This is a genomic window from Pontibacter sp. T17 (genome assembly GCF_057219875.1).
Genome location: NZ_JBXVVW010000001.1, coordinates 918,774 through 940,500, shown reverse-complemented (window position 1 = coordinate 940,500; position 21,727 = coordinate 918,774). Strand labels below are relative to the sequence as shown.

Below are 21,727 nucleotides of genomic sequence, written 5' to 3'. Positions count from 1 at the left end.
TTTACACAGCAGATACAGGTTATTCGTTGACAGTGGCACCGCCCTTGAAGCCCTGGGCAATGAAGAAGAGCTCTTTGCTTTCCTTGCGGGTGCTTTGGGGCCGCAGGAACTTGACGCTGCGGAACTCGGCCTGCAACTCGGCGCGGAAGGCCTGAAAGTCGGGCCCATCGAAGAACTTGGCCACAAACCCGCCACCTGGGCGAAGCAGCTTTTTAGCTACCTCCAATGCCATTTGGCAGAGTTCGTAGCTGCGCGCCTGGTCGGTAATCTTCACGCCGGTGGTTTTGGGCGCCATGTCGGAAATGACGAGGTCCACGGGAGCCTTCATTCCTGCCTGCTCCAGCAGCTGGGGCCAGTTGGCCGTGAAGATGTCCTGCTGCACGAAGGTGGCATTGGGGAGATTGAGGAGAATCTCGGTAAGATCTATGCCCAGCAGACGGCCGCTAGGGCCGATGGTCTGGGAGGCATACTGGCTCCAGGAGCCGGGCGACGCACCTAGGTCAATCACCATGTCGCCCTTGCGCAGGAGACCGTACTTATCGTCGATCTCCTGCAGCTTGTATACAGAGCGTGCTGCGAAGTTTTCCTTCTTCGCCTTACGGGCGTAATGGTCGTTGGGTTGATATGCCACGCCTGTTCAGTCTCAGAGCTGGCGGTTGTAGAGCGAACGCAGTTCCTCGTTGGGCTCGGTCTGCTTGAGGTCTTCAAACAGGGCCTTGACCTCGGGTAGCGAGGCAAAGTTGACGAGGCCACGAACAGCACCGATGCGGGCTACCCAGTGGTCGCCCTTCTTGGCCACTTCCATGAGGTAAGCCAACCCTTTGCGCTGTTCCTCACCTTCGTTCTGGGCCAGATAGGCACCGAACGTCTGTAGGAGGTTGAAGCGCTCGAGTGTGCCGCCTGACATGCCCCGCAGGGTCGCCAAGGTATAGTCAAACGCCTCAGGGGCACGCTCTTTCAGCAGGATACCACTGACGGCCTCGCGAATGGCAGGTGACTGCACATTCATGTTGGCTTTCACGGCATTGAGGCCAGCAGTCTTGTTGAGGCCGTAGAGTGCCCGCAGGCCCACGGCAGCCGTAGCATAGCTGCTGTCGTTGGCGGCACGGGTGAGGGCGGCTTCAAGCTTGGCAGCGTCAGCGGTAAACCCTTCGATTTCGCCGGTGGCTACGCGATTGAGGAAGCGTGCTGCCAGTGTGCGCACAGGTGCATGGGGCTCTTTGCTGACGAGTTCGACGGCACGGTCAAAAACCTCGGCAGTAGGTTCCATCGGCAGCAGCAGACCCATAGCCTCACGGCGAACACCCCAGAAAGAGTCGCGGCTGGCGGTGAGCAGCGCTTTAACGCCAGTTTCGTCGGCATTGTTCTCTGCGAGGTAGTGCAAGGCCTTGTACTTCTGGCCGTAGTGCTTGCCCTGAGTAGCTTGGGCAACCCAGTATTCCAAGGGTTTCTCTTCGGTTACCTGAGCTACGAGCAGCTTTTCGGGGTCAAAATCAACGAAAAGCGGTTTTTCATCTACCGAGAAGCGGATGATGGTGTCAAGCGTAGACACCTCGGTGTTGATGTAGGCTACACGGCCCCCGGGATAGGCCACCATGATCTGCACAGGCAGGCGGTAGACGGGCATGTAGCGAAGGTCCTGCGTCTGTTCGATACGGAGACCCACTTTGTTGGTCTTGGCATCGTAACCGTATTCAATACTGAGTTCGGGATGGCCCAGGCGCATGAACCACTGGTCAAAGAACCACATGAGGTCGCGGCCAGAAACGTCTTCAAACGCCATGCGGAGCTCGGCTACTTCCACCGCGCTGTAAGCATGCTTTGAGAGATATTGCTTCAGACCCTCGAAGAAGGCGTCGTCGCCGATGACGCGGCGGAGCATGTGGAGGATACGGCCACCTTTCTGGTAGGTGTGACGGTCGAACATGTTCTCCTTGTCATCGTAGTAATAGCGAATGAGGGGCTCGCGCTTGGTTTCGCTTTCACCCCAATACATGTTGATGTCCTCCTGGAGGTGTTCATCAGCCGATTCGACACCATACTTGTACTCGCGCCAGAGGTATTCGCCATAGGTGGCAAAGCTCTCGTTGAGGGGCAGGTTGGCCCAGCTTTCGGTGGTTACATAGTCGCCGAACCACTGGTGGAAGAGCTCGTGCGAAATGTAGTCCTCGTGGGTTTCGTCGAGGTGGGCACGACTGTCGTGCTGGAGCTGGTCGAAATGGATGGTGGCGGTGGTGTTTTCCATGGCGCCAGAGACGAAATCGCGGGCCACCATTTGAGCATACTTGTTCCAGGGGTAGGCCACGCCCAGGCGCTTGCTGAAGAACTCGAGCATTTCGGGCGTATTGCCAAAAATGAGACGAGCGTACCGCTGGTATTGGGGCTCGGTGTAGTAGGACACCTCTTTGCCGCGCCAGGTGTCGCGGGTGATGCGGAAGTTGCCCGCGCCCATCATGAAGAGATAAGGCGCGTGGGGCAGGGTCATGGACCAGTGGTCGGTGCGGGTGCGGTCACCATTCTTGACTGAAGCCACGAGCGCCCCATTGCTGAGAGTGGTCATGGTATCGGGCACGGTCATGAGGATCTCGCTGGTGCAGCGCTGATTGGTAGCCTCAATGGTGGGAGCCCAGCGGCTGGTGCTCTCGGTTTCGCCCTGGGTCCAGATCTGACGGGGCACGCCGGGGCGCTTGAGGTCGTGGTTGATGAAATAGAGGCCCTGATCGTCGGTGATGGCCTCTGACCCGCCATGTTTACCAGCCTGGGGACGGGCTACATAGTCTATGAAGATCTCGTACTTCTCGGTGCGGTTGTAGACGCGATCGAGGGTGATGAGCAGTTGGGTGCTGTCGGCGTAGGTGAACTTGAGGTCCTTCAAGCCAGCCTTGGTGACGAGCGCCACGCGATTGATGCGCATATACTTGGCATCGAGCGTGAGGCTGTCGGTGGGGTAGAAATAGGGCCGGAGGGTGATGTTAGCCTTACCGGGCATTTCCCGCCGTGCGAAATCGAACCGGACCTGCAGTTTAGTATGCAGGAGCTGGTTGATCATGGTTTTGGAAGGACGGAAAGGGCCCTTCTTGGGCAGCCAAGCAGGAGTGGAATCGGCAACGGCCGCCAGGGCCTCGCGCATGGCCGCCTCGGCTGCAGCCTTTTCGGATTCCGATTCGGTGGTGGTATCGCTGTCGCCAGCCTCTTCCTGCCGGGCGTATCCGGCGAGAGACGTCAGCAGGAGAAAGCCTGCCAAGAGAAAACGTTTACTGAACATGCGCTAGAAGTACTAGATATCAAAAACGGCAGTGGGCAAGTTACAGAATTTGGCCCCGCTGGTTTGTATCTTGCAGCACAATGGCAAACATTCGTGTAGAGAGCGCTGGCCGCGCCGCGCAGTATGACGTTACCCTGACTGATGGACAGGTGGAACTGGATGGCAAAGCGCTGGTGGCTGCGTTGGAACGCGATGGCACACATCAGTTTACCGTAAGTGCCGACGGCCAACAGTATGATGTTGTGCTGCTGGGCGTGGACGAAACAGGCCTGAAGCTGCGCCTGAGCATCAATGGCAAGCGCTGCGAAGTTACCCTGACCGATCCTGCGGCCCGTTACAAAAGCCTGATAGGCCTGGATAAGCGCGCCAATCGTGCTGCTGCCGACCTGCGGGCACCCATGCCGGGGCTGGTACGCAAGCTGCACGTAACCCCGGGGCAGGCCATCAAAAAGGGCGACCCGCTGGTGACGCTGGAAGCCATGAAGATGGAGAACATCCTGAAAGCCGCCGCCGATGCTACCATAGCGGGCCTGGGCACCACCGAAGGCGCTGCCGTGGAAAAGGGCGCCGTGCTGGTGAAGTTTGCCTGAGGCTAAAGCTGATTACTGCCAAGACGCCGGGAGTTGCGTACCTTTGAGGCTTCGCATGAAAACCGCATTCATTACGGGCATTACAGGGCAGGACGGGTCGTTCCTGGCCGAGCTGCTGCTGGAGAAAGGCTACGAAGTGCACGGCATCATTCGCCGGGCCAGCCTGTTCAACACAGACCGCATCGACCATGTTTTCTCGCATCCGAAGATGCACCTGCACCACGGCGATGTGACCGACAGCGCCAACCTGAACAAGCTGTTGGCCCAGATCAAGCCCGATGAGATTTACAATCTGGCTGCCCAGAGCCACGTACAGGTTAGCTTTGAAGTGCCGGAATACACCGCACAGGTGGATGCCGTGGGTACCCTGCGCCTGCTGGACGCCATGAAAAACCACTGCCCTGAAGCGCGGTTTTACCAAGCCAGCACCAGCGAACTGTACGGTAAAGTGCAGGCCGTACCGCAGGACGAGAACACACCCTTCTACCCCCGCAGTCCCTACGCAGTAGCCAAGATTTACGGGTTCTGGATCGTGAAGAACTTCCGGGAAGCCTATGGCCTGTATGCCTGCAACGGTATCCTGTTCAACCACGAAAGCGAGCGTCGGGGAATGACCTTTGTTACGCGCAAGATTACCAGCGCGTTGGCCGAGATAGCCCACGGCAAAAAAGATACACCCATACGACTGGGGAATCTGGATGCCCAGCGCGACTGGGGATATGCCAAGGAGTATGTGGAAGCCATGTGGTTGATGCTGCAACAGGACACCCCTGAAGACTACGTGATTGCAACCGGCAAGACTTACACCGTGCGCGAGTTCGCCACCCGAGCGGCCAAGCACATCGGGGCCGATATAGAATGGCAGGGAACAGGCGTGGACGAAAAGGGCATTGACCGGAAAACGGGCAAAGTCATCTTCGCGATAGACCCCCGCTACTTCCGCCCTGCCGAAGTTGACCTGCTGGTGGGCAACGCCGCCAAAGCCAAACAGAACCTGGGCTGGGAACCCAAGATTGACCTTGATGGCCTGATTGCCATCATGATGGAACACGACCTGAAGGGCACTGGCAGCCGCTGAGCCCACACCGCCGCAGAATACAAAGGGGAGCCACTGGCTCCCCTTCTACTTTCGGAGATGCAGGGCCTATTCGGTGTAGACCAGGAAATACTTTCCAGTGAAGGTGCTTTTACCGTCTTTCCATTGGTACATAGCTATATAGCGATACTGGGGATCGTCGGAGGCCGGCAGGTCTTTGGGCTGCTCGTCGGGAAACTGATAGTAGATGAGCGCGCCATCGGGCTGCCAGCCAGCGGGCAGGCCACCTTTCTCCTGCTGGTTGCTATCGTAGTTGCCGCAGGCAAAAACCATTTTCCCAGTGGCATCAAATATCTGCCAGGAGCGGCTAACAGAAGTGCCATCGTCGATGAGGACAAACTTGCGGTCGGGCGACACGCCCTCGCAGCTGGCCACGTTGTCCTGCTGGAAGTCGGCCGATTGTGCAATCAGCGTGCCTTTTACACTGTCTACAACTGCCCAGCCATTCATGGTCTCACAGTTGTCAGCACAGACACGAATGAAGAGATAAGGCTGGTTACGTACCCGTTCAAGCTCGAAGAAAGAGGACTCCCCTTTGGTATGCTGCCAGGTAGTAACCCAGCCCGCGGGCGACTTCACCGTCACCCTGTTATCCGGGGCCCCGGATATTTCATAGCCATCGATTGCCAAACGGGTAGTGTACCCATCTGCCTCGGGAATGTCGGACTCCACCTGAGCGCTATCCCCAGTCGTTTGTTGCGCGTCAACTGGTTCTTTGGGCTGACAAGCCACAAGCCCAAACAGCAAACCCGTGATGATAAGTAGAATACGCATGATGCAAACTACAGGGTTGCGCTGTAAAAGGTGGTCATAGGAGGTGTTAAAAAGGCCAAAAATGAACCTAGAAACCCAATGCTGGGATATACACCAACTGCCATGGTCTGGCATATTACCACTACGCAAGGCAGTTTTTGCATGTATCCACCTACTAAAAGTCACTGCACCCACTTTTGAGCACATGTTTACGGCCGATTCATGTAAAAAAGAAACAGCCCGGCAGAACCGGGCTGTCTGAACATTTCAGCGTGCGGAGGCTTACTCGACGACGTAGGGGTAGTCGCCAACGTAGACGTCGCGGAACATCTCGGAAGGATCTGGCAGCGGAGAGTTCTCACTGAACTCGACAGCGGCAGCCACCTGCTTCATGATGCGCTCTTCGATGGCATCGAGGTCTTTGTCGGTAGCGACCTTCTTGGAGAGAAGGTGGTGCTGAAGGTGCAGCACGGGATCCTGCTCCTTGAACTCTTCCAGCTCGTCCTTGGTGCGGTACTTGGCAGGGTCCGACATAGAGTGGCCACGGAAGCGATAAGTTAGGATTTCGAGGAACACCGGGCCATCACCTTTGCGGCAACGCTCGACAGCTTCTTTCACGGCCTCGTGTACCTCAAACACGTTCATGCCATTGACGCGGTAGCTGGGCATGTCGTATGCCAGACCAAGCTTGGAGATATCGGTAACGTTGGAGCTGCGGGTAACAGCGGTGCCCATTGCGTAGAAGTTGTTCTCGCAGATGAAGACAGCGGGCAGCTTCCACATCATGGCGAGGTTATAGGCTTCGTGCAGTACACCCTGACGGGCTGCGCCGTCGCCGAACATGGCGATACAGACGTTGTCGGTGTCCATGTACTTGGCTGCGAAGGCAATACCAGCGCCAAGGGCAATCTGCTGGCCTACGATGCCGTGGCCGCCGAGGAAGTTGTGCTCCTTGCTGAACATGTGCATGGAGCCGCCTTTGCCTTTGGAGCAGCCGCCGATTTTGCCATAGAGCTCGGCCATGACCGACTCGGGCGACATGCCGCGGACAAGTGCCTGGCCATGGTCGCGGTAGGCAGTGATGACGTAGTCGTCAGGGCGAATGGCGCTTTCGATGCCAGCGCCAACTGCCTCCTGACCAATGTACAGGTGGCAGAAGCCTTTGATTTTCTGCTGGCCATACAGCTGTGCGGCCTTTTCCTCGAAGCGACGCATGAGCAGCATCTGCTCGTACCACTTGAGGAGTTGCTCCTTGCTGTAGTTGGGCTTCACGCCGCGGGTCGCGGCCTTGATGGCGTCGTCGGGCGACTGATGGGCCGGGGCTTTGGCCTTGGGTGCCGACTTTGCCGGAGTTGCAGTGCGGGTGGTTGCCATTCAGTAATGGTAAGTTTGCAGAACCGTTCGGGCGGGTACCCACACGAACGGGCCATAAAATTCGGCATACGCGTTGATATTCCAAACCCTTACAGCAAACCAGTTTCGGAACCATACGGCATTTCATGCCGAACTGGCCCCCGACGTGCATGCTTTTGCCGGGCGCAACGGCATAGGCAAAACCAACCTGCTGGAGGCGCTGCACTATCTGGCGATGACGCGCGGCTTCCGTACGAGCCGCACCGCAGACCGTGATGCTGTGCAGCAAGGCTGCAACTATTTTTTTATTGAGGCCCAGTTAGAAGAGGGTGGCGTGCCCGTACAGCTGCAATGCACCTACCTGGAAGGCAAGGGGAAACGCCTGCTGGTAAACGGCAGTGCCCTACCCCGTCTGTCGGACCACCTGGGGCGCATACCGGTAGTGGCCCTGCTGCCCGACGACGTAGAGCTGATACGAGAAAGTGGCAGCACACGCCGCCGCTGGCTGGACATGCTGCTGTCGCAGTGCGATGCACAGTATCTACAGGCGCTGATACGCTATGAGCGGGCACTGGAGCAGCGCAATGCCCTGCTGGCCCGTGGAGCCGAGCCTGACGCTTTGCCCGTTTCTCAAGACGAACTGCTGCTGTGGGACCTGCCACTGGCCGAAGCCGGCGTGGTAATAGCCGAACGGCGGCACCAATTTCTGGCAGCCTTCCAGCCCTACTTTACACAGAGCTATCATCAGATAGCCGAAGGACGCGAAGTGCCAGGTGTCCAGTATGAAACCGGTGTACGCGATATCAGCCTGGACGGCTGGCTGGCCGGGCTGCAACAGGCCAGCCGCGCCGACCGCAGTGCTGGCCGTACTACCTGGGGCACCCACCGCGACGACCTGCTGCTGACCCTGAATGAGCAGCCTGTTAAAGGGCGTGGCAGCCAGGGTCAGCAGAAATCGTTTGTGATAGCCCTGAAGCTGGCCCAGCATGCCTATCTGCACCAGCAAACCGGCAAAGCACCGATGCTGCTGTTCGATGACGTGTTTGACCGGCTGGACGCCCACCGGGCAGCCCGCATCTTCGAGCTGCTGTGCACACAGGTGCCTGGGCAAAAGTTTCTGAGCGACACAAGCGCCGAACGCCTGCGGCAGGCACTGACCCCCCATGCCGTGCGCTGGGCCGTGACCGAACTGGACCCCGCCTGAAAACAGAGCAGGGCCCGAAGGCCCTGCTATAAAACGGAAACGCCCGAAGCATCAGCCCTGCGCAGCGCGTGGGGTGGTCTCGGGGCGGGTCATCATGTGGAGAATGCTGTGGAGCGTGTGCTTGAGTTTGCTGCGCTCGACAATCATGTCGACAAAGCCGTGGTCGACCAGAAACTCGGCACTCTGGAAGCCGGGGGGCAGGTCCTTGCCGATGGTTTCGCGCACAACGCGCGGGCCAGCGAAGCCGATGAGGGCGCCAGGCTCAGAGATGTTGAGGTCGCCCAGCATGGCGTAACTGGCCGTGACACCACCAGTGGTGGGGTCGGTAAGCAGGGAGATGTACGGAATGCCCGCTTTGTTGAGCAGGGCCAGCTTGGCGCTGGTCTTGGCCATCTGCATGAGGCTGAGCGCCCCTTCCATCATGCGTGCGCCGCCACTCTTGGAGATGACGATGAGCGGCATGCGGTGCTTGAGGGCATAGTCGGCAGCTCGGGAAATCTTCTCGCCAGCGACAGAGCCCATCGACCCACCGATGAAGTTGAAGTCCATACAGGCAACGACGATGGGCAGCCCATTCATGTTGCCAGTGGCACTGCGGAGCGAGTCTTTGAGGCCTGTATTCTTCTGCGTAGCAGCAATACGCGCCGGGTAGGGCTTGCTGTCGGTGAACTGGAGGGGGTCGGCGGGGCCGAGGTTGGGGTCCAGTTCCGTGAACACGTTGTCATCGAACAGAATGGCGAAGTATTCCTTGCTGCCTACCTGATGGTGGTATTGGCAGTGAGGGCATACGTGCAGGTTGTCGATGAGGTCCTTGATATGGGTAGGCTTCTTGCACCGTGGGCACTTCATCCAAAGCCCATCGGGGGCTTCGATTTTTTCCTCGGTGGAGGTGAGAATGCCTTCTTTGGCCCGCTTGAACCAGCTCATAGGCAGGGAATTGGCTTGTTTGAATCAGTGGCGCCGGAGGGCGCGGGAACTTGCAAGGTAAAACGAAACAGGATACCCTAAGACCAAGAACGGGCGCCAGATTACCTCTGGCGCCCGTTGGTCATTATGGGGTATCAGGCAACCGTGACGTCCTTACACAGGTAAACGTCCTGTACGGCACGAATCATCTCCACGCCTTCGGCCATGGGGCGCTGGAAGGCTTTACGGCCCATGATCAGGCCCTGGCCACCCGCGCGCTTGTTGATAACGGCAGTGGTAACGGCTTCAGCTTTGTCGCTGGCGCCACTGGCGGCACCGCCCGAGTTGATGAGACCGATGCGGCCCATGTAGCAGTTGGCTACCTGGTAACGGCAGAGGTCAATGGGATGGTCCGTGGTGAGGTCGCTGTAAACGCGCTTGTCGGTCTTGCCGAACTTGATGGCATTGAAACCGCCGTTGTTCTCAGGAAGCTTCTGCTTGATGATGTCGGCTTTGATGGTAACGCCGAGGTGATTGGCCTGGCCGGTAAGGTCGGCAGAGACATGGTAGTCTTTGTCGGCGGTCTTGAAGGCGTTGTTGCGGGTGTAGCACCAAAGGATGGTTGCCAGGCCCAGTTCGTGGGCGTGCGCGAAAGCCTCAGCAATCTCCTGAATCTGTCGGCTGGACTCCTCGCTGCCGAAGTAGATGGTAGCGCCTACAGCAGCGGCACCCATGTTCCAGGCGTCTTCGATGGTACCGAAGAGAATCTGGTCGAACTTGTTGGGATAGGTCAGCAGCTCATTGTGGTTGATTTTTACAATGAACGGAATCTTGTGGGCGTATTTGCGGGCTACGCTGGACAGAACACCGTAGGTAGAGGCCACACCGCTGCACCCTGCTTCAATGGCGAGTTTCACGATGTTCTCGCTGTCGAAGTAGATGGGGTTGGGGGCAAAAGAGGCGCCGGCAGAGTGCTCGATCCCCTGATCGACGGGGAGGATGGAGAGGTAGCCGGAGTTAGCGAGCGCGCCCGAGCCATAAAGGGCCTGAAGGTTACGGAGCACCTTGGGGCTCCGGTCACTATTGCCGAATGCCTGGTGGACAAAGTCGCCGTTGGGCACATGGATGTGCTCGCGGGCAATCTTGGGATTGCTGAACTTCAGCAGGTGGTCGGCCTGGTCGCCGAGCAATTGCGCAATGTGGTCGATCTGCATGCGTAAGGGGTTGGTTCGCTAATACTTGCGAAAGGAGACGGGCGCGAAGATACAAAAGTTTTGAGCCCGAGGACGGATCCGCAGGGTGCCCGGGCACAGAGAAAGCCCCCACTTAACGTGATAATCAGGAGGGAAACTCCTGCCAGCCGAACTGGCAGGTTCCGTAGGATAGGTCTTTCCAGGTTTCCCCTGGAAAGCGGAGGGCCACCATTCCAGAGGTTGGGATGGAGGTAATGTAGTGGTTGGAGAGATAGCCAACCAGCTCGGTGAGGGCAGGGTTGTGCCCCACCAGCATGACATCGCGGGCGAAGTCGGGGACCTCGGAAATCCGTTTGACCAACTGCTGTGCCGAGGCACTGTAAATGGCTTCGTCAGACTCTATGCGCCCACCGTTGAAGTTAAGGTAACTGGCCATGAGCACGGCTGTCTGATGCGCACGAGGTGCGGCCGAAGTAAGAAGAAAATCTATGGTGATGCCCTTGTTCTGTATAAGGCGGGCCTGTGTATTGGCCTCAATAACGCCGTCGGCATGAAGACGGCGGTTGAAATCGAGCATGGGCACCAACCGCTCCTCGGCCTTGGCGTGCCGAAGCAGGTAGAGAGTGCGGGGGCCTATCATGTTGGGAGGATGAGCGGTGTTTGTTTCTTACAAGATACGGCTAAGGTGTTGTTGCACCAACTGTAGCCGCTGGGGTTAGACACCCAAGGGTGCAAATACCCTAAAATGGCCTGCCATGTGTGGCCATTATCAATCGTTGGGTTACCTGCGGCAACGTGCTAAGCAATCGAATGGCAGGGGATGCCCACTGGGGCTTTCCGAGCAGCCGCTGCAGCTGCCGGCCTACCCATAATCGAGTATTAAAATTCCGCCGCCAGCGAGTATCGTAAAGTGATTCAGCTGCCGAGCGCGCTTCTGGGACTGGTAATAATCCGTCCTTGCAGAACGCCGTTTCCTCCAACACGTCGGCCAGCAGCTTGCCCGCGTGGATAGCCATGGCCATTCCATTTCCGCAGAGCGGCGGAATGAGTCCGGCGGCATCGCCCAGCATCCAGATACCTTTCTCTACCGCCTGTTTCGGCGCAAAAGAAATTTCGTTGATGACCTCGGGCTGGGGGTACAAATGCCGCGCTTCGGTAAGGATGGAAGCCAGACGGGGGTTAAGACGCATGACCTGCTGCTCGAACGCGGCGATACCCCCAACGTCTTTCACCGCTTGCCGCTCTACCAGATAGCACATACAATAGGCATCGCCCTCTACAGCCGATACACCACAGTAGCCGCCTGCGAAATTGTGAAGTGCGATGAGGTCGCGGGGGAAAGAGGGAAGCTGCACATGGTATTTTACAGCCATATAGCCGGTCCGCTGGCTGAGAAACGGCCGGTTGAGCGTACGATCGAGGCGCTCGCGTTTGCCCCAGGCGCCCACCAGCAGACTTGCCGAAATGCGGGTGTCGTCTTCCAACTGTACCCAGCCTGTGCCGTCGGTATTGTAGCCAAGATCTGTGGCACGCTGCCCCAGCAACACATCGGCACCGGACATCAAGGCCAGATGGTACAGGGCATAATCGAGGGTGTAGCGACTGATACCGAAGCCCCCAAGTGGTAATGACGCCTCCAGCACAGCGCCAGAGGGTGCGGTTACCTCCAGACGGGTGATGTTGGCTGGGGCCAGCGCCGGGAGGTCCAGGCCAAGGCGGGCGAGGTAGTCCAGCGTCTCGTTGCTGATATACTCTCCACAGACTTTATGAAACGGGTACGTCTTTTTTTCGATAAGCACGACCGCGCGGCCCATCTGTGCAAGACGGATGGCGAGTGTAAGACCGCCAAGGCCACCCCCTACGATTGCGACGTCGTAGCGGGAGGGGTTGGAGCGTGCGTTAGAATAATCTGCCACCTGAATGCCCAACGCCAACGGAGGCTGTATCGTTCGATGCCGACCGCCTCAAGTGTGCGCTGCCATTCGGCACGGCGAAGCGAACGGGCCACTGACAGCCGGGCATCATAGCGGACCAGATGCGAACGGCTGAAGAGCCAGGTGAGGGCGGCAATGCTGTAGTAGGCAAACCAATGCCGGTGCAGATCGTTGATGATAAGGGCGATACTGGCCGTATCAAAGAGCTGGCGCATAAGCGGCCCCAGCTGAGGGTCGTCGATATGATGCGCGAAGAGGCAGTTGGTGACGATATCGGGCCTGAGCTGCCGCACTTCTTCAGACCAGGCATCGGCCGTAACGAAACGGATTTCGGGGTAAGCGGTAGAGCGGCTGGCAGCAAAAGCAGACATAACAGGGTTGATATCTACACCAATAAGTTCTACGGCAACGCGTTTGCGGCGTGCCCAGTCGGCGATTTTGCGCAGGGTATCTCCCCCACCCGAGGCCACATCGAGTATACGAAGTGGCCTGTCGGCGGGAAAGCGGGGCGCCAGCTGGTCAAGCGCAGTGAGCACGACATCATAGCCGCCCAGCAGCCGGTTGATGGTCTGGATTTCACGGAGGGCTTGCTGCACCTGCGGGGCCGGCACAGCGGGGTCGTCCATCAACTCGGGCAGCGTACTGCGCTGGCGGAAACTGGGCATGGGCGGTCAGACCTTGCGGGGTGGCAGGGCAAAAGCTTCGGCCTTGTGCTCGAAATGGCCTTTGTGTGCGCCATCGCAAAAAGGCTTGTTCTGACTGAGGCCGCAGCGACAGATGCTGACAGCTTCACGGCCAGCGAGGTCATATTTGTTGCCCTGGGGGTCGAAGATCTCGAAGTCGCCTTCAAGCTTGAGGCTTCCGTTGTTGTTGACAGTAACGCGTGTAGGCATTGGAGGAGTAAGGTTTGAAGCAGGAAAGTTACGAGACACATTCGGCCCGCGCTCGAGGCTGGGCTAAATTAGCAGGATGCGCAAGGTAAAGGCCCTTCTCCGGCAGCCCTATCCTCTGGAATCTGAACCGCGGCAATGGGTGCCGATTGCTCTACTTTTCGGTCTGTTCATTACAACTGCACTGGCGGTTTTTGCGCCCTTTGGCTTGGCCACCGCGGAACCGCTGGCCATACGTGCCATCGCAGTGGCTTATGGCACCGTGACGGTGGTGCTGATTCTGGTGTTCTCGCTATGGAAATACCGGCTTGTTGAAAGCGGATTTGGGCACTGGACACTGGGAAAGGAGATTGCCTACCGACTATGCCTGTTTCTCAGTATCGTGCTGGGCAATCAACTGATGAGCATATGGCTGGGCCACACCACGCTGAGTATGGATGCTCTGGGCAGGTGGCTGATTGTAACCTTTCTGGTGGGCATGGGCCCTAACACGCTGCTGGTTTACTTCAGTTACTGGCGTCTGCGGCAGCGGAACACACGCGAGGCCGCAGCCATCGAGCAGGTTCGAAGCCAACCAGGGGTTGCTGTTCCGCTACAGACTGTACCGCCTGCCAGCATCACCCTGCGACTGGAAGGGCAGGAGAGCCTGACACTGGCCCCAGCCGACCTGCTGGCAGCCGAAGCCGCCGACAACTATGTCGCACTTCACTGGCTGGAAAAAGGGCAGCCCCGCAAACGCCTGCTGCGTGGCACGTTGACGCAACTGGAAGCCCTGTTGGCCCCGTATGGCAGTTTCTACCGCTGTCACCGCAGCTTTCTGGTAAACCTGACACACGTGCAGAAAGTAGGTGGCAATGCGCAGGGCTACATACTGACGGTGGGCGTGCCCGAGCTGGAAATACCCGTAGCCCGGCGGCAGGGCAAAGACCTGAGCGAGCGGCTGAAGCAGTACCGCCCCGTCTGAGCCACATAGCATTTCGGTGTACCTTTGTGGCGTGAATACCGACGCCCGGATTTTTGTAGCTGGCCACCGCGGAATGGTAGGCAGCGCCCTGGTACGTGCGCTACAGGCACAGGGGTACACCAACCTGCTGCTGCGCACCCGCCACGAACTGGACCTGCGCAACCAACAGGCTGTAGCCGATTTCTTCCGCGCCGAAAAGCCGGAGTACGTGTTTCTGGCCGCAGCCAAAGTAGGCGGCATTCTGGCGAACGACACCTACCGGGCCGACTTCCTGTACGAGAACCTGGCGATCCAGACCAACGTGATACACAGCGCCTACGAGACAGGCGCGAAGAAGCTGCTGTTTCTGGGCAGTTCGTGCATATACCCCAAGCTGTCGCCCCAGCCCATCAAGGAAGAATACCTGCTGACAGGCGCGCTGGAGCCCACCAACGAGTGGTATGCCATAGCGAAGATTGCGGGCCTGAAGATGTGTCAGGCCTACCGCGACCAGTATGGCTGCAACTTCATTCCCGTGCAGCCGACAAACCTGTATGGCCCAGGCGACAACTACGACGCCAAGAACAGCCATGTGCTGCCGGCGCTGATACGCAAGTTTCATGAGGCGAAGCTGAACAACAGCCCCAGTGTAACGCTGTGGGGTGATGGCAGCCCCAAGCGCGAGTTTCTGCACGTAGACGATCTGGCCAGCGCCTGTCTGCACCTGATGCACCACTACGATGGCCGCGAACCAGTGAACATTGGTGTGGGCGACGACCTGAGCATAGCCGAGCTGGCCGAAGCCATCCGCCGCATTGTGGGCTGGGAAGGCCAGCTGGAATACGACACCACCAAGCCCAACGGCACGCCCCGCAAGCTGCTGGATGTGAGTCGTCTGCATGGCCTTGGCTGGCGACATGCCATTTCGCTGGAAGAAGGGCTGCGGCGCACCTACACCGAGTTTCTCGGCCAGTATGCCCAGCACACTGTACGCGAAGTATAGCCCGCGGGCTGCCGCGTTTACAGTGTGGCCTCTATTGCCTGACGCACAGCCTGGCGCACCTGCTGCGAGATGGTACCTGTAGCCACAGAGCCGTTGAGCCGGTAAACGAATATGATACCGTAAGTACCCGTCTGGCGGTCTACCCAGGGGTGGGTACCAAACGCACCGGGGCTGCTGATTTCGCGGATGGTGCCGTCGGGATACTTGCCATCCAGCCAGGCACCTACACTGTAACGGATGCCCGTCATGGCTCCACCAGCTGCATAGAGATTGGAGGGATAAGGCGTGTAGGTGAACGTGGCGCCGTTCGTCAGGTCCTGAAACAGGAGGTTGATGGAAGCAGCACTCAGAACCCGTGTGCCGCGGAACACGCCATTGCCCGCCAGCATTTCCAGAAAGTTCATGTACTCGGCGGGCGAGCTCTGGCAGCCGCCTGCAATCAGGGGGTTCTGGGGACTGGGCTTGTCATAGGCGGTGGCCGTCATTAGGCAAGGACCGCCGATATAGGTAGCGAACACCTCGGCCCATGTTTTGCCCGTCACTACTTCGGCGATACGCCCAGCCACGTGCATGGACTTGCCGCCATAGTTGAATTGTGTGCCGGGGGCGGCCTCCAGTGCTACACTGCGGGCAATGCTGTCAACAGCCTGTGCCAGCGTGATGTTGTCGGCATTCTCCACGCCGCTGTCGTCGCTGTCGCCGCCGGGCAGACCCGAGGTGTGCGCAAACAGCTGGCGGATGGTGATGCTGCCCTTTCCATTGGCAGTGAAGATGGGCAGGTATTTACCGACAGAGTCGGACAAAGAGAGCCTGCCAGCATCTACCAGCGCCAGTATGACAGCCCCACTGAGCATTTTGCTGGCCGAGGCGATGCCCCGCTTGGTATTGGCATTGAACGTGCCCCAGCCTTTGCTGTGCAGCAGCTCGCCATTGCGGCCTACCATGAAATAAACGTTGTTGTTGTAGGCAGCGAGGTTGGCCGAGATAAGGTTATCGGCAGCGGTGAAATCGGCCTTGGGCGCAGGAGCCGGGGTGTCGTTGCCCGCACTGCAGGCAGACAGCAACAGGATCAGCAGGACAGCGAATAAGAGACGGTGCATATGCAGGGAGAAGAGGAGAGGAAGGCGAAATCAGATGCCGAGCGCCTGGCGAATGGCCGCGCGGACCTTCAGTGTATGGCGCGAAGACCGCAGGTGACCGTTCTGGACAAAGGTGAAGAGGATGCCGTAGGTGCCAGTAGCGCGGTCTACCCAGGGGTGGGAGCCGAAAAGGCCTGGGCTGCTGAGCTCGCGGATGGAGCCGTCGGGGTTGCGGCCGTCGAGCCAGGCCCCTATGCTGTAGCGTACTGGCCGCACCCAGCCCCCAGCCGCATGCGGATTGCCGCCGAAATAGGGGGTGTAGCGAATGGGAGCGACGGCTGTCTGGTCGGTAAAGAGCGCTTCAACGGCTCTAGAACTCAGCACACGAGTGCCGCGGAGAACACCATCACCTGCAATCATTTCCAACAATTTGAGGTAATCGGCTGGGGTGCTGAGTGCACCGCCACCGATTAGCGGATTGGCCTGTGAGGGAAACCGGTAGCTGGTTTCGGTGAGCTGACAGGGACCGGCAATGAGTTCCTGAAACAGCTGAGCCCAGGTTTTGCCCGATGCCTTCTCGGCCATTGCACCGGCTACCTGCATGGACGTGCCGCCATAGGCAAAGCCCGGTTCGGGGCGCTTACGGGGCAAACGCGTGGCAATAAAGTCGGCGGCAGCCTGCAACGACGGCAGGTCTTTCCATTCGTCCTGCCCATCCTGCCGGGCAGGCATGCCCGCGGTGTGCGACATCAGCTGGCGGAGAGTCACATCGCCCCACCCTGCACGGGTATAAGCAGGCAGGTAACGTCCCACGGTATCGTCCAGACTCAGGATGCCGCGGTCTACCAGCGCAAGGATAACCGCACCGCTGATGAGCTTGGTGGCCGACGCAATGGGCCGGGGCGTGCGGGCTGTGAAGCTGCCCCACCCCTTTTCATACACTATTTCTCCACGTTGTGCGACCATGAGGTAAACGTCGCCGTCGTAGAGCTTGCGTTCGGACGATATCAGTGTCTCAACGGATTGAAAGCTGTAGCGAGGGGCTGTTTGCCCGAAAAGCGCACCGGGCAGCAGCAGAAACAGGAGCAGGCGAAGCATAGGAGAGGAAGTCAAGCCCCGTTAGGATGCGCTCACTGCCGCAGGGTTTAACGCCGCTACGTTTTTTCAGGAGCCAATGCGGCCTTCCATGGGCGTGGAGGGCTGGGCATACTGCAACTTGGGGATGCGACCTGCCTGATAGGCTTCGCGGCCTGCCAACACTGCGTGGCGCATGGCGCGGGCCATGCGGACGGGGTCCAGTGCCTCGGCCACTGCGGTGTTGAGCAGAATGGCGTCGCAGCCGAGCTCCATAGCCAGGGCGGCGTCGGAGGCAGTGCCAATGCCGGCATCTACAATGACGGGCACCTGCACTGCGGCGCGGATGAGCTCGAGGTTGTGCGGATTGCGGATGCCGAGCCCTGAGCCGATGGGCGCGGCCAGCGGCATGACGGCGGCACAGCCGATGTCTTCCAGACGGCGACAGACGATGGGGTCGTCGGGGCAATAGGGCAGCACTGTGAAGCCTTCCTTCACCAGATGGGCGCAGGCTTCGAGCAATTCAATGGCGTCGGGCAGCAGGGTGCGCTCGTCGCCATTTACTTCCACCTTGATCCAGTGGGTGCCGAGGGCCTCGCGGGCCAGTTCGGCTGTCAGGATGGCGTCGCGGGCGGTAAAGCAGCCCGCGGTATTAGGCAGCAGCTGGAAGCGGGCAAACTGTTCGGCCGAGAGGAACGTGTGGTCCAGCTGGGCCATGTTCATGCGGCGAATGGACACCGTAATAATCTCAGTGCCAGAGGCCTCGATGGCATCCAGCAGTACCTGCGGGCTTGGGTAGCGCGAGGTACCCAGCAGCAGGCGAGATTGGAAGGTTTTGCCCCCCAGCACCAATCCGTCGTTCATACTTCGAAATAACGCGGTTAGGGCATTGGTGTTATGGCAGAAAGCGCAATTTTCGCTTCTGTGGAAACTGATGTACTGGTGATAGGCGCGGGCCTGACAGGCCTGACGCTGGCGTGGCGCCTACAGGTGGCAGGCAAAGCGGTGCTGCTGCTCGAAGCCGGCAACGCCCCAGGCGGCAACCTGCGCAGTGTGCGCAAGGGGCCCTATCTACTGGACTGCGGGCCCAACACCCTGCTGCTGCGCCCGGCAGCCTGCCGTCTGCTGCAAGACCTGCAACTGACACCCCACCGACCGCAGAGTGCCGACCGCAGGTTCATTGTGCGGGGGGGGCGGCTACAGGCGCTGACGGCCAATCCGGCTTCGCTGCTGGGGTCGGGTGTGCTGAGCCTGGGGGGCAAACTGCGCCTGCTGACCGAGCCATTCAGGCCCAAGGGCACTCAAGCTGACGAAACCGTACAGCAGTTTTTCCAGCGCAGGCTGGGCACAGAAGCCGAGCAGTGGCTGGTCAACAGCTTCATTGGCGGCATCTACGCGGGCGACCCTGCCCAACTGCACATGGCGTCGGCGTTTCCGCAATTGTGGGCACTGGAACAGCAGCACGGCAGCCTGCTGAAAGGAATGATGGCGGAACGCAAAGCCGCCAAGGCCGCTGGCAACCTTCCCCCCAAAGCAGAAGCCGTGAGCTTTCCGGAGGGCATGCAGCAACTGGCTACCACGCTGGCCGACAGGCTGGGCACCCGCCTGCGCTATGGGCATCGGGCGGAGACAATTGAACGCACAGCCCATGGCTGGACCGTTACCGCCACTACTGCCGAAGGCCCAGTGCAGATGACGGCTCGCCAACTGGTACTGGCCCTGCCAGCGGCCGAAACAGCACGCCTGACTGAGCACCTGGCCCCCGCACTGGCCGCAGGGCTGCGCACACTGAAGTACCCCCCCGTGCGTATGCTGCACGTGACGGCCCCCGGCAATGCCGTACAGCACCCGCTGGATGGCTTTGGCGCGCTGATACCAGCGGCGGAGGGGCTTACGTCGGGGCTGCTGGGCATGGTATTCAGCAGCACCCTGTTTCCAGAACGCTGCCCAGCCAACGAAGTGCTGCTGACGCTGTTTGTTGGGGGCATGCGCACCCCTGCCGCAGCACTCAATACCGATGTTGCCCCAGCCCTGGGAGATGCCGCTCGATTGATTGGCAGCCGCAGCCCACTTACCGTTTTGCAGGAAACCCTGTGGCCAGTTGCCATTCCGCAGTATGGGGCGACACATTCCATGATACTGGCAGCAGTAGTTGATGCAGAGAAGACAAACACCGGACTTTACTTGACAGGAAACTGGCGCACCGGCATCTCCATGCCTGATTGCATCCAAAATGCCTACGAAACATCAGATAGACTTTTGGACAACTGACATCTTTCTCCTAGCTTCATAAGACCAAATGAAGCCAGGAAATGGAGATGAAGCAGAAAGCGCTTCAATTATCAAGAAGCATACGGGAATATTTTGACCGCAACCCCAGTGTTGGACGAGTCAAGCCTCAAGAGCTGATGCCTTGGCTGGGCAAGCAGGGACTGTTCAGCGGCGACGATGTAAACGCCAACAGCCTGCGCGCATTTTTGCACCGTCTAGCTGATGCAGGCCTGCTTCCATTGGTACCATATGTAGTGCCAGAAATGACCTCCAGCCAAGTGCGCTATACGTTTGTACGGCGTGCCGAAAGCGGGACGCCTACACTCACAACACCCCAGCGCGTACAGCGATTAGGGCCATTGCTTGGCCTTGATATCGAAGGGGTGGTCGTGGGTTACGCCCCCGACAAGGCCTCATGGGCAGCAGGCTGCTATTATGCTGGGGCAAACGACCAGTTTTGGCCGCTGATGCAGCACCATCTGAAGTTACCTCACATCGACGATTCACTGGCACGGCAACAGGCGCTACTGGCCAAGGGCATAGGCTTATGGCACCTCATGGCAAGCCCGGCAGGTACCACGCCACCCCAGCCCAATCCCGTAGGCCAGCTGAAGGCGCGGGCACCCAAACTGCGGATTGTGTTCGCCAATGGCCGGGAAGCCGACCAGTTGCTGCAACAACTTGCACCGGAGTTGCCCGGTGTTATCAAAATTGCTCTGCCCAACAGCGCACCCACGCAGTCGATTTCCAACGAGGCGCGCCTCCAGGAGTGGCAGGCTATTCGATTAGCTGTTACTGAACGGACTCTTTGAGCGCCAGTGCCGCAGCGGTGAGCGTGAGATCCAAATGTTCGTCGGTGTGGGCATCGCTGAGGAACCAGGCCTCATAGGCAGAGGGTGGCAGGTAGATGCCACGGTTGAGCATGCCGTGGAAGAAGCGACCGAAGCGGGCGATATCACATGCACGGGCAGTTTCGAAGTCGGTGACGGGATGGCTGCCGAAGTGCAGGCTGAGCATTGCACCCACGCGGTTGAGTGTGTAGGCAACACCCTGCTCTCGACAAATGGCCTCCAGGCCGTCAGCCAGCTGTTTGGACTTGCGCTCTAACGAGTCGTAATGGCTGGGGTTCTGCGCCAGTTCGGAGAGGAGTGCCAGGCCTGCGTGCATGGCAAGAGGATTGCCGCTGAGGGTGCCCGCCTGATAGACCGGGCCGCGCGGTGCTACCTGCGCCATGAGGTCGGCACGGCCACCGTACGCCCCCACCGGCATGCCTGCGCCGATGATTTTGCCCAGGGTCACGAGGTCGGCCTTAATGCCATAGCGCTGCTGCGCACCACCAGGGGCAACACGGAAGCCTGTCATCACTTCGTCGAAAATGAGCACAATGCCCTCGCGGGTGCAGACATCCCGCAGGAATTGAAGCCAGCCCTCGGCTGGGGGAATGCAGCCCATGTTGCCTGCCACTGGCTCGACAATAAGTGCAGCAATCTGGCCGGGGTTCTCGGCTACGAGACGGTTGATATCGTCGAAGCTGTTGTAGCGGGCCAGCAGGGTGTCGGCAGCTGTGCCTGGGGTGACGCCGGGACTGTCGGGGGTGCCCAGCGTGATGGCACCAGAGCCCGCTTTGATGAGGAAGCTGTCCGCGTGGCCGTGGTAGCAGCCTTCGAACTTGATGACCTTGGAGCGGCCTGTAGCACCCCGAGCTACCCGAATGGCGCTCATACAGGCTTCGGTGCCGCTGTTCACCATACGAACGAGATCCATGCCAGGTACCATGCGGCAAATGAGTTCAGCCAGCTGGATTTCCACCTCGGTAGGCGCGCCAAAGCTGGTGCTGCGCAGAGCAGCCTCGCGAATGGCCTCGACAACAGGAGGCCAGGCATGGCCCAGCAGCATGGGGCCCCAAGAGCCTATGTAGTCTACATAACGGTTGCCGTCAGGATCATACAGCCAGGCGCCTTCTGCCTTCTGGAAAAACACGGGCGTTCCTCCTACCGAGCGGAATGCGCGCACTGGGCTGTTTACCCCGCCTGGGATAGACTGCTGGGCACGTTCGAAAAGCCGGGCGCTGGAGTCGCGCTGTTGTGTAGACGGGATCACTGCCATGAGGTACAGATCAGGGATAACAGACGTTTGGGCTGCAAGATGCACGGCGGAAATGAAGATTCCGTGA

The 21,727-nt window shown here is 59.1% G+C and carries 21 protein-coding genes; 7 read left to right on the top strand and 14 right to left on the bottom strand.

Going from position 1 to position 21,727, the window contains the following annotated elements:
- Positions 1 to 19 precede the first annotated feature (19 nt).
- Positions 20 to 631, bottom strand: coding sequence for an RlmE family RNA methyltransferase (locus tag AC2D8O_RS04335; protein WP_484677567.1), 612 nt, complete (start codon positions 629 to 631; stop codon positions 20 to 22).
- 12 nt (positions 632 to 643) lie between these two features.
- Entirely contained in the window at positions 644 to 3,265 is a 2,622-nt protein-coding gene (locus AC2D8O_RS04330) for a M1 family metallopeptidase (protein ID WP_484677566.1), read from the bottom strand.
- 80 nt (positions 3,266 to 3,345) lie between these two features.
- Between AC2D8O_RS04330 and AC2D8O_RS04325 the strand changes: the two genes are divergently transcribed.
- Together AC2D8O_RS04325 and gmd are read left to right on the top strand one after the other, a co-directional pair.
- A complete protein-coding gene (locus AC2D8O_RS04325) occupies positions 3,346 to 3,855 on the top strand; it encodes an acyl-CoA carboxylase biotin carboxyl carrier protein subunit (protein ID WP_484677565.1) in 510 nt (169 codons plus the stop codon).
- A gap of 55 nt (positions 3,856 to 3,910) precedes the next feature.
- The gene (gene gmd / locus AC2D8O_RS04320; RefSeq protein ID WP_484677564.1) at positions 3,911 to 4,933 is read left to right on the top strand and encodes a GDP-mannose 4,6-dehydratase; all 1,023 of its coding nucleotides are present in this window, start codon (positions 3,911 to 3,913) and stop codon (positions 4,931 to 4,933) included.
- Positions 4,934 to 4,999: 66 nt separating this feature from the next.
- On the opposite strand, the gene AC2D8O_RS04315 is transcribed toward gmd, so the two are convergent.
- Complete coding sequence (locus AC2D8O_RS04315) at positions 5,000 to 5,725, bottom strand: hypothetical protein (RefSeq protein ID WP_484677563.1); 726 nt, start codon at positions 5,723 to 5,725, stop codon at positions 5,000 to 5,002.
- Between the two features lie 261 nt (positions 5,726 to 5,986).
- Positions 5,987 to 7,078 (bottom strand): pyruvate dehydrogenase (acetyl-transferring) E1 component subunit alpha, encoded by a 1,092-nt coding sequence (gene pdhA, locus AC2D8O_RS04310; protein WP_484677562.1) that lies wholly within the window; start codon positions 7,076 to 7,078, stop codon positions 5,987 to 5,989.
- A 73-nt stretch (positions 7,079 to 7,151) separates the two neighbouring features.
- Here pdhA and recF point away from each other — a divergent pair, with 73 nt between their 5' ends.
- A complete protein-coding gene (recF, locus tag AC2D8O_RS04305; RefSeq protein ID WP_484677561.1) occupies positions 7,152 to 8,261 on the top strand; it encodes a DNA replication/repair protein RecF in 1,110 nt (369 codons plus the stop codon).
- A 51-nt stretch (positions 8,262 to 8,312) separates the two neighbouring features.
- On the opposite strand, the gene accD is transcribed toward recF, so the two are convergent.
- The 6 genes from accD to AC2D8O_RS04275 form a co-directional block, all read right to left on the bottom strand.
- A complete protein-coding gene (accD, locus tag AC2D8O_RS04300) occupies positions 8,313 to 9,188 on the bottom strand; it encodes an acetyl-CoA carboxylase, carboxyltransferase subunit beta (RefSeq protein WP_484677560.1) in 876 nt (291 codons plus the stop codon).
- 134 nt (positions 9,189 to 9,322) lie between these two features.
- Positions 9,323 to 10,381, bottom strand: coding sequence for a class I fructose-bisphosphate aldolase (locus tag AC2D8O_RS04295; protein ID WP_484677559.1), 1,059 nt, complete (start codon positions 10,379 to 10,381; stop codon positions 9,323 to 9,325).
- A 124-nt stretch (positions 10,382 to 10,505) separates the two neighbouring features.
- Entirely contained in the window at positions 10,506 to 11,000 is a 495-nt protein-coding gene (locus AC2D8O_RS04290) for a SixA phosphatase family protein (protein WP_484677558.1), read from the bottom strand.
- 100 nt (positions 11,001 to 11,100) lie between these two features.
- Positions 11,101 to 12,276: an NAD(P)/FAD-dependent oxidoreductase gene (locus AC2D8O_RS04285; protein WP_484677557.1), complete on the bottom strand. Its 1,176-nt coding sequence runs from the start codon at positions 12,274 to 12,276 to the stop codon at positions 11,101 to 11,103.
- Complete coding sequence (locus tag AC2D8O_RS04280) at positions 12,219 to 12,959, bottom strand: methyltransferase domain-containing protein (RefSeq protein ID WP_484677556.1); 741 nt, start codon at positions 12,957 to 12,959, stop codon at positions 12,219 to 12,221. Before AC2D8O_RS04280 ends, AC2D8O_RS04285 begins: the two co-directional genes overlap by 58 nt.
- 6 nt (positions 12,960 to 12,965) lie before the next feature.
- Complete coding sequence (locus AC2D8O_RS04275; RefSeq protein ID WP_484677555.1) at positions 12,966 to 13,187, bottom strand: CDGSH iron-sulfur domain-containing protein; 222 nt, start codon at positions 13,185 to 13,187, stop codon at positions 12,966 to 12,968.
- 76 nt (positions 13,188 to 13,263) lie between these two features.
- Between AC2D8O_RS04275 and AC2D8O_RS04270 the strand changes: the two genes are divergently transcribed.
- The gene (locus tag AC2D8O_RS04270) at positions 13,264 to 14,148 is read left to right on the top strand and encodes a LytR/AlgR family response regulator transcription factor (RefSeq protein WP_484677554.1); all 885 of its coding nucleotides are present in this window, start codon (positions 13,264 to 13,266) and stop codon (positions 14,146 to 14,148) included.
- A gap of 31 nt (positions 14,149 to 14,179) precedes the next feature.
- Positions 14,180 to 15,130 (top strand): GDP-L-fucose synthase, encoded by a 951-nt coding sequence (fcl, locus tag AC2D8O_RS04265; protein ID WP_484677553.1) that lies wholly within the window; start codon positions 14,180 to 14,182, stop codon positions 15,128 to 15,130.
- Between the two features lie 17 nt (positions 15,131 to 15,147).
- Here the strand turns inward: fcl and AC2D8O_RS04260 are convergent, their stop codons facing one another.
- The 3 genes from AC2D8O_RS04260 to thiG all read right to left on the bottom strand — a co-directional run bounded on the left by AC2D8O_RS04260 (position 15,148) and on the right by thiG (position 18,147).
- Positions 15,148 to 16,230, bottom strand: coding sequence for a serine hydrolase domain-containing protein (locus AC2D8O_RS04260; RefSeq protein ID WP_484677552.1), 1,083 nt, complete (start codon positions 16,228 to 16,230; stop codon positions 15,148 to 15,150).
- Positions 16,231 to 16,260: 30 nt separating this feature from the next.
- Entirely contained in the window at positions 16,261 to 17,307 is a 1,047-nt protein-coding gene (locus AC2D8O_RS04255; protein ID WP_484677551.1) for a serine hydrolase domain-containing protein, read from the bottom strand.
- Positions 17,308 to 17,373: 66 nt separating this feature from the next.
- Positions 17,374 to 18,147: a thiazole synthase gene (gene thiG, locus AC2D8O_RS04250; RefSeq protein ID WP_484677550.1), complete on the bottom strand. Its 774-nt coding sequence runs from the start codon at positions 18,145 to 18,147 to the stop codon at positions 17,374 to 17,376.
- A gap of 60 nt (positions 18,148 to 18,207) precedes the next feature.
- On the opposite strand from thiG, the gene hemG reads away from it, so the two are divergent.
- Positions 18,208 to 19,554: a protoporphyrinogen oxidase gene (gene hemG, locus AC2D8O_RS04245; RefSeq protein WP_484677549.1), complete on the top strand. Its 1,347-nt coding sequence runs from the start codon at positions 18,208 to 18,210 to the stop codon at positions 19,552 to 19,554.
- Between the two features lie 137 nt (positions 19,555 to 19,691).
- A complete protein-coding gene (locus AC2D8O_RS04240) occupies positions 19,692 to 20,366 on the top strand; it encodes a uracil-DNA glycosylase family protein (protein ID WP_484677548.1) in 675 nt (224 codons plus the stop codon).
- Here AC2D8O_RS04240 and hemL read toward each other — a convergent pair.
- Positions 20,347 to 21,660, bottom strand: a complete 1,314-nt coding sequence (gene hemL / locus AC2D8O_RS04235) for a glutamate-1-semialdehyde 2,1-aminomutase (protein WP_484677547.1) — start codon at positions 21,658 to 21,660, stop codon at positions 20,347 to 20,349. The genes AC2D8O_RS04240 and hemL overlap by 20 nt on opposite strands.
- Positions 21,661 to 21,727 lie beyond the last annotated feature (67 nt).

Bases quoted from the DNA above. Each gene is read 5' to 3' on its own strand.
- AC2D8O_RS04330 (WP_484677566.1), bottom strand. From the start codon at position 3,265: ATGTTCAGTAAACGTTTTCTCTTGGCAGGCTTTCTCCTGCTGACGTCT.
- AC2D8O_RS04325 (WP_484677565.1), top strand. From the start codon at position 3,346: ATGGCAAACATTCGTGTAGAGAGCGCTGGCCGCGCCGCGCAGTATGAC.
- gmd (WP_484677564.1), top strand. From the start codon at position 3,911: ATGAAAACCGCATTCATTACGGGCATTACAGGGCAGGACGGGTCGTTC.
- AC2D8O_RS04315 (WP_484677563.1), bottom strand. From the start codon at position 5,725: ATGCGTATTCTACTTATCATCACGGGTTTGCTGTTTGGGCTTGTGGCT.
- pdhA (WP_484677562.1), bottom strand. From the start codon at position 7,078: ATGGCAACCACCCGCACTGCAACTCCGGCAAAGTCGGCACCCAAGGCC.
- accD (WP_484677560.1), bottom strand. From the start codon at position 9,188: ATGAGCTGGTTCAAGCGGGCCAAAGAAGGCATTCTCACCTCCACCGAG.
- AC2D8O_RS04295 (WP_484677559.1), bottom strand. From the start codon at position 10,381: ATGCAGATCGACCACATTGCGCAATTGCTCGGCGACCAGGCCGACCAC.
- AC2D8O_RS04290 (WP_484677558.1), bottom strand. From the start codon at position 11,000: ATGATAGGCCCCCGCACTCTCTACCTGCTTCGGCACGCCAAGGCCGAG.
- AC2D8O_RS04280 (WP_484677556.1), bottom strand. From the start codon at position 12,959: ATGCCCAGTTTCCGCCAGCGCAGTACGCTGCCCGAGTTGATGGACGAC.
- AC2D8O_RS04275 (WP_484677555.1), bottom strand. From the start codon at position 13,187: ATGCCTACACGCGTTACTGTCAACAACAACGGAAGCCTCAAGCTTGAA.
- AC2D8O_RS04270 (WP_484677554.1), top strand. From the start codon at position 13,264: ATGCGCAAGGTAAAGGCCCTTCTCCGGCAGCCCTATCCTCTGGAATCT.
- AC2D8O_RS04260 (WP_484677552.1), bottom strand. From the start codon at position 16,230: ATGCACCGTCTCTTATTCGCTGTCCTGCTGATCCTGTTGCTGTCTGCC.
- AC2D8O_RS04255 (WP_484677551.1), bottom strand. From the start codon at position 17,307: ATGCTTCGCCTGCTCCTGTTTCTGCTGCTGCCCGGTGCGCTTTTCGGG.
- thiG (WP_484677550.1), bottom strand. From the start codon at position 18,147: ATGAACGACGGATTGGTGCTGGGGGGCAAAACCTTCCAATCTCGCCTG.
- AC2D8O_RS04240 (WP_484677548.1), top strand. From the start codon at position 19,692: ATGCCTTGGCTGGGCAAGCAGGGACTGTTCAGCGGCGACGATGTAAAC.
- hemL (WP_484677547.1), bottom strand. From the start codon at position 21,660: ATGGCAGTGATCCCGTCTACACAACAGCGCGACTCCAGCGCCCGGCTT.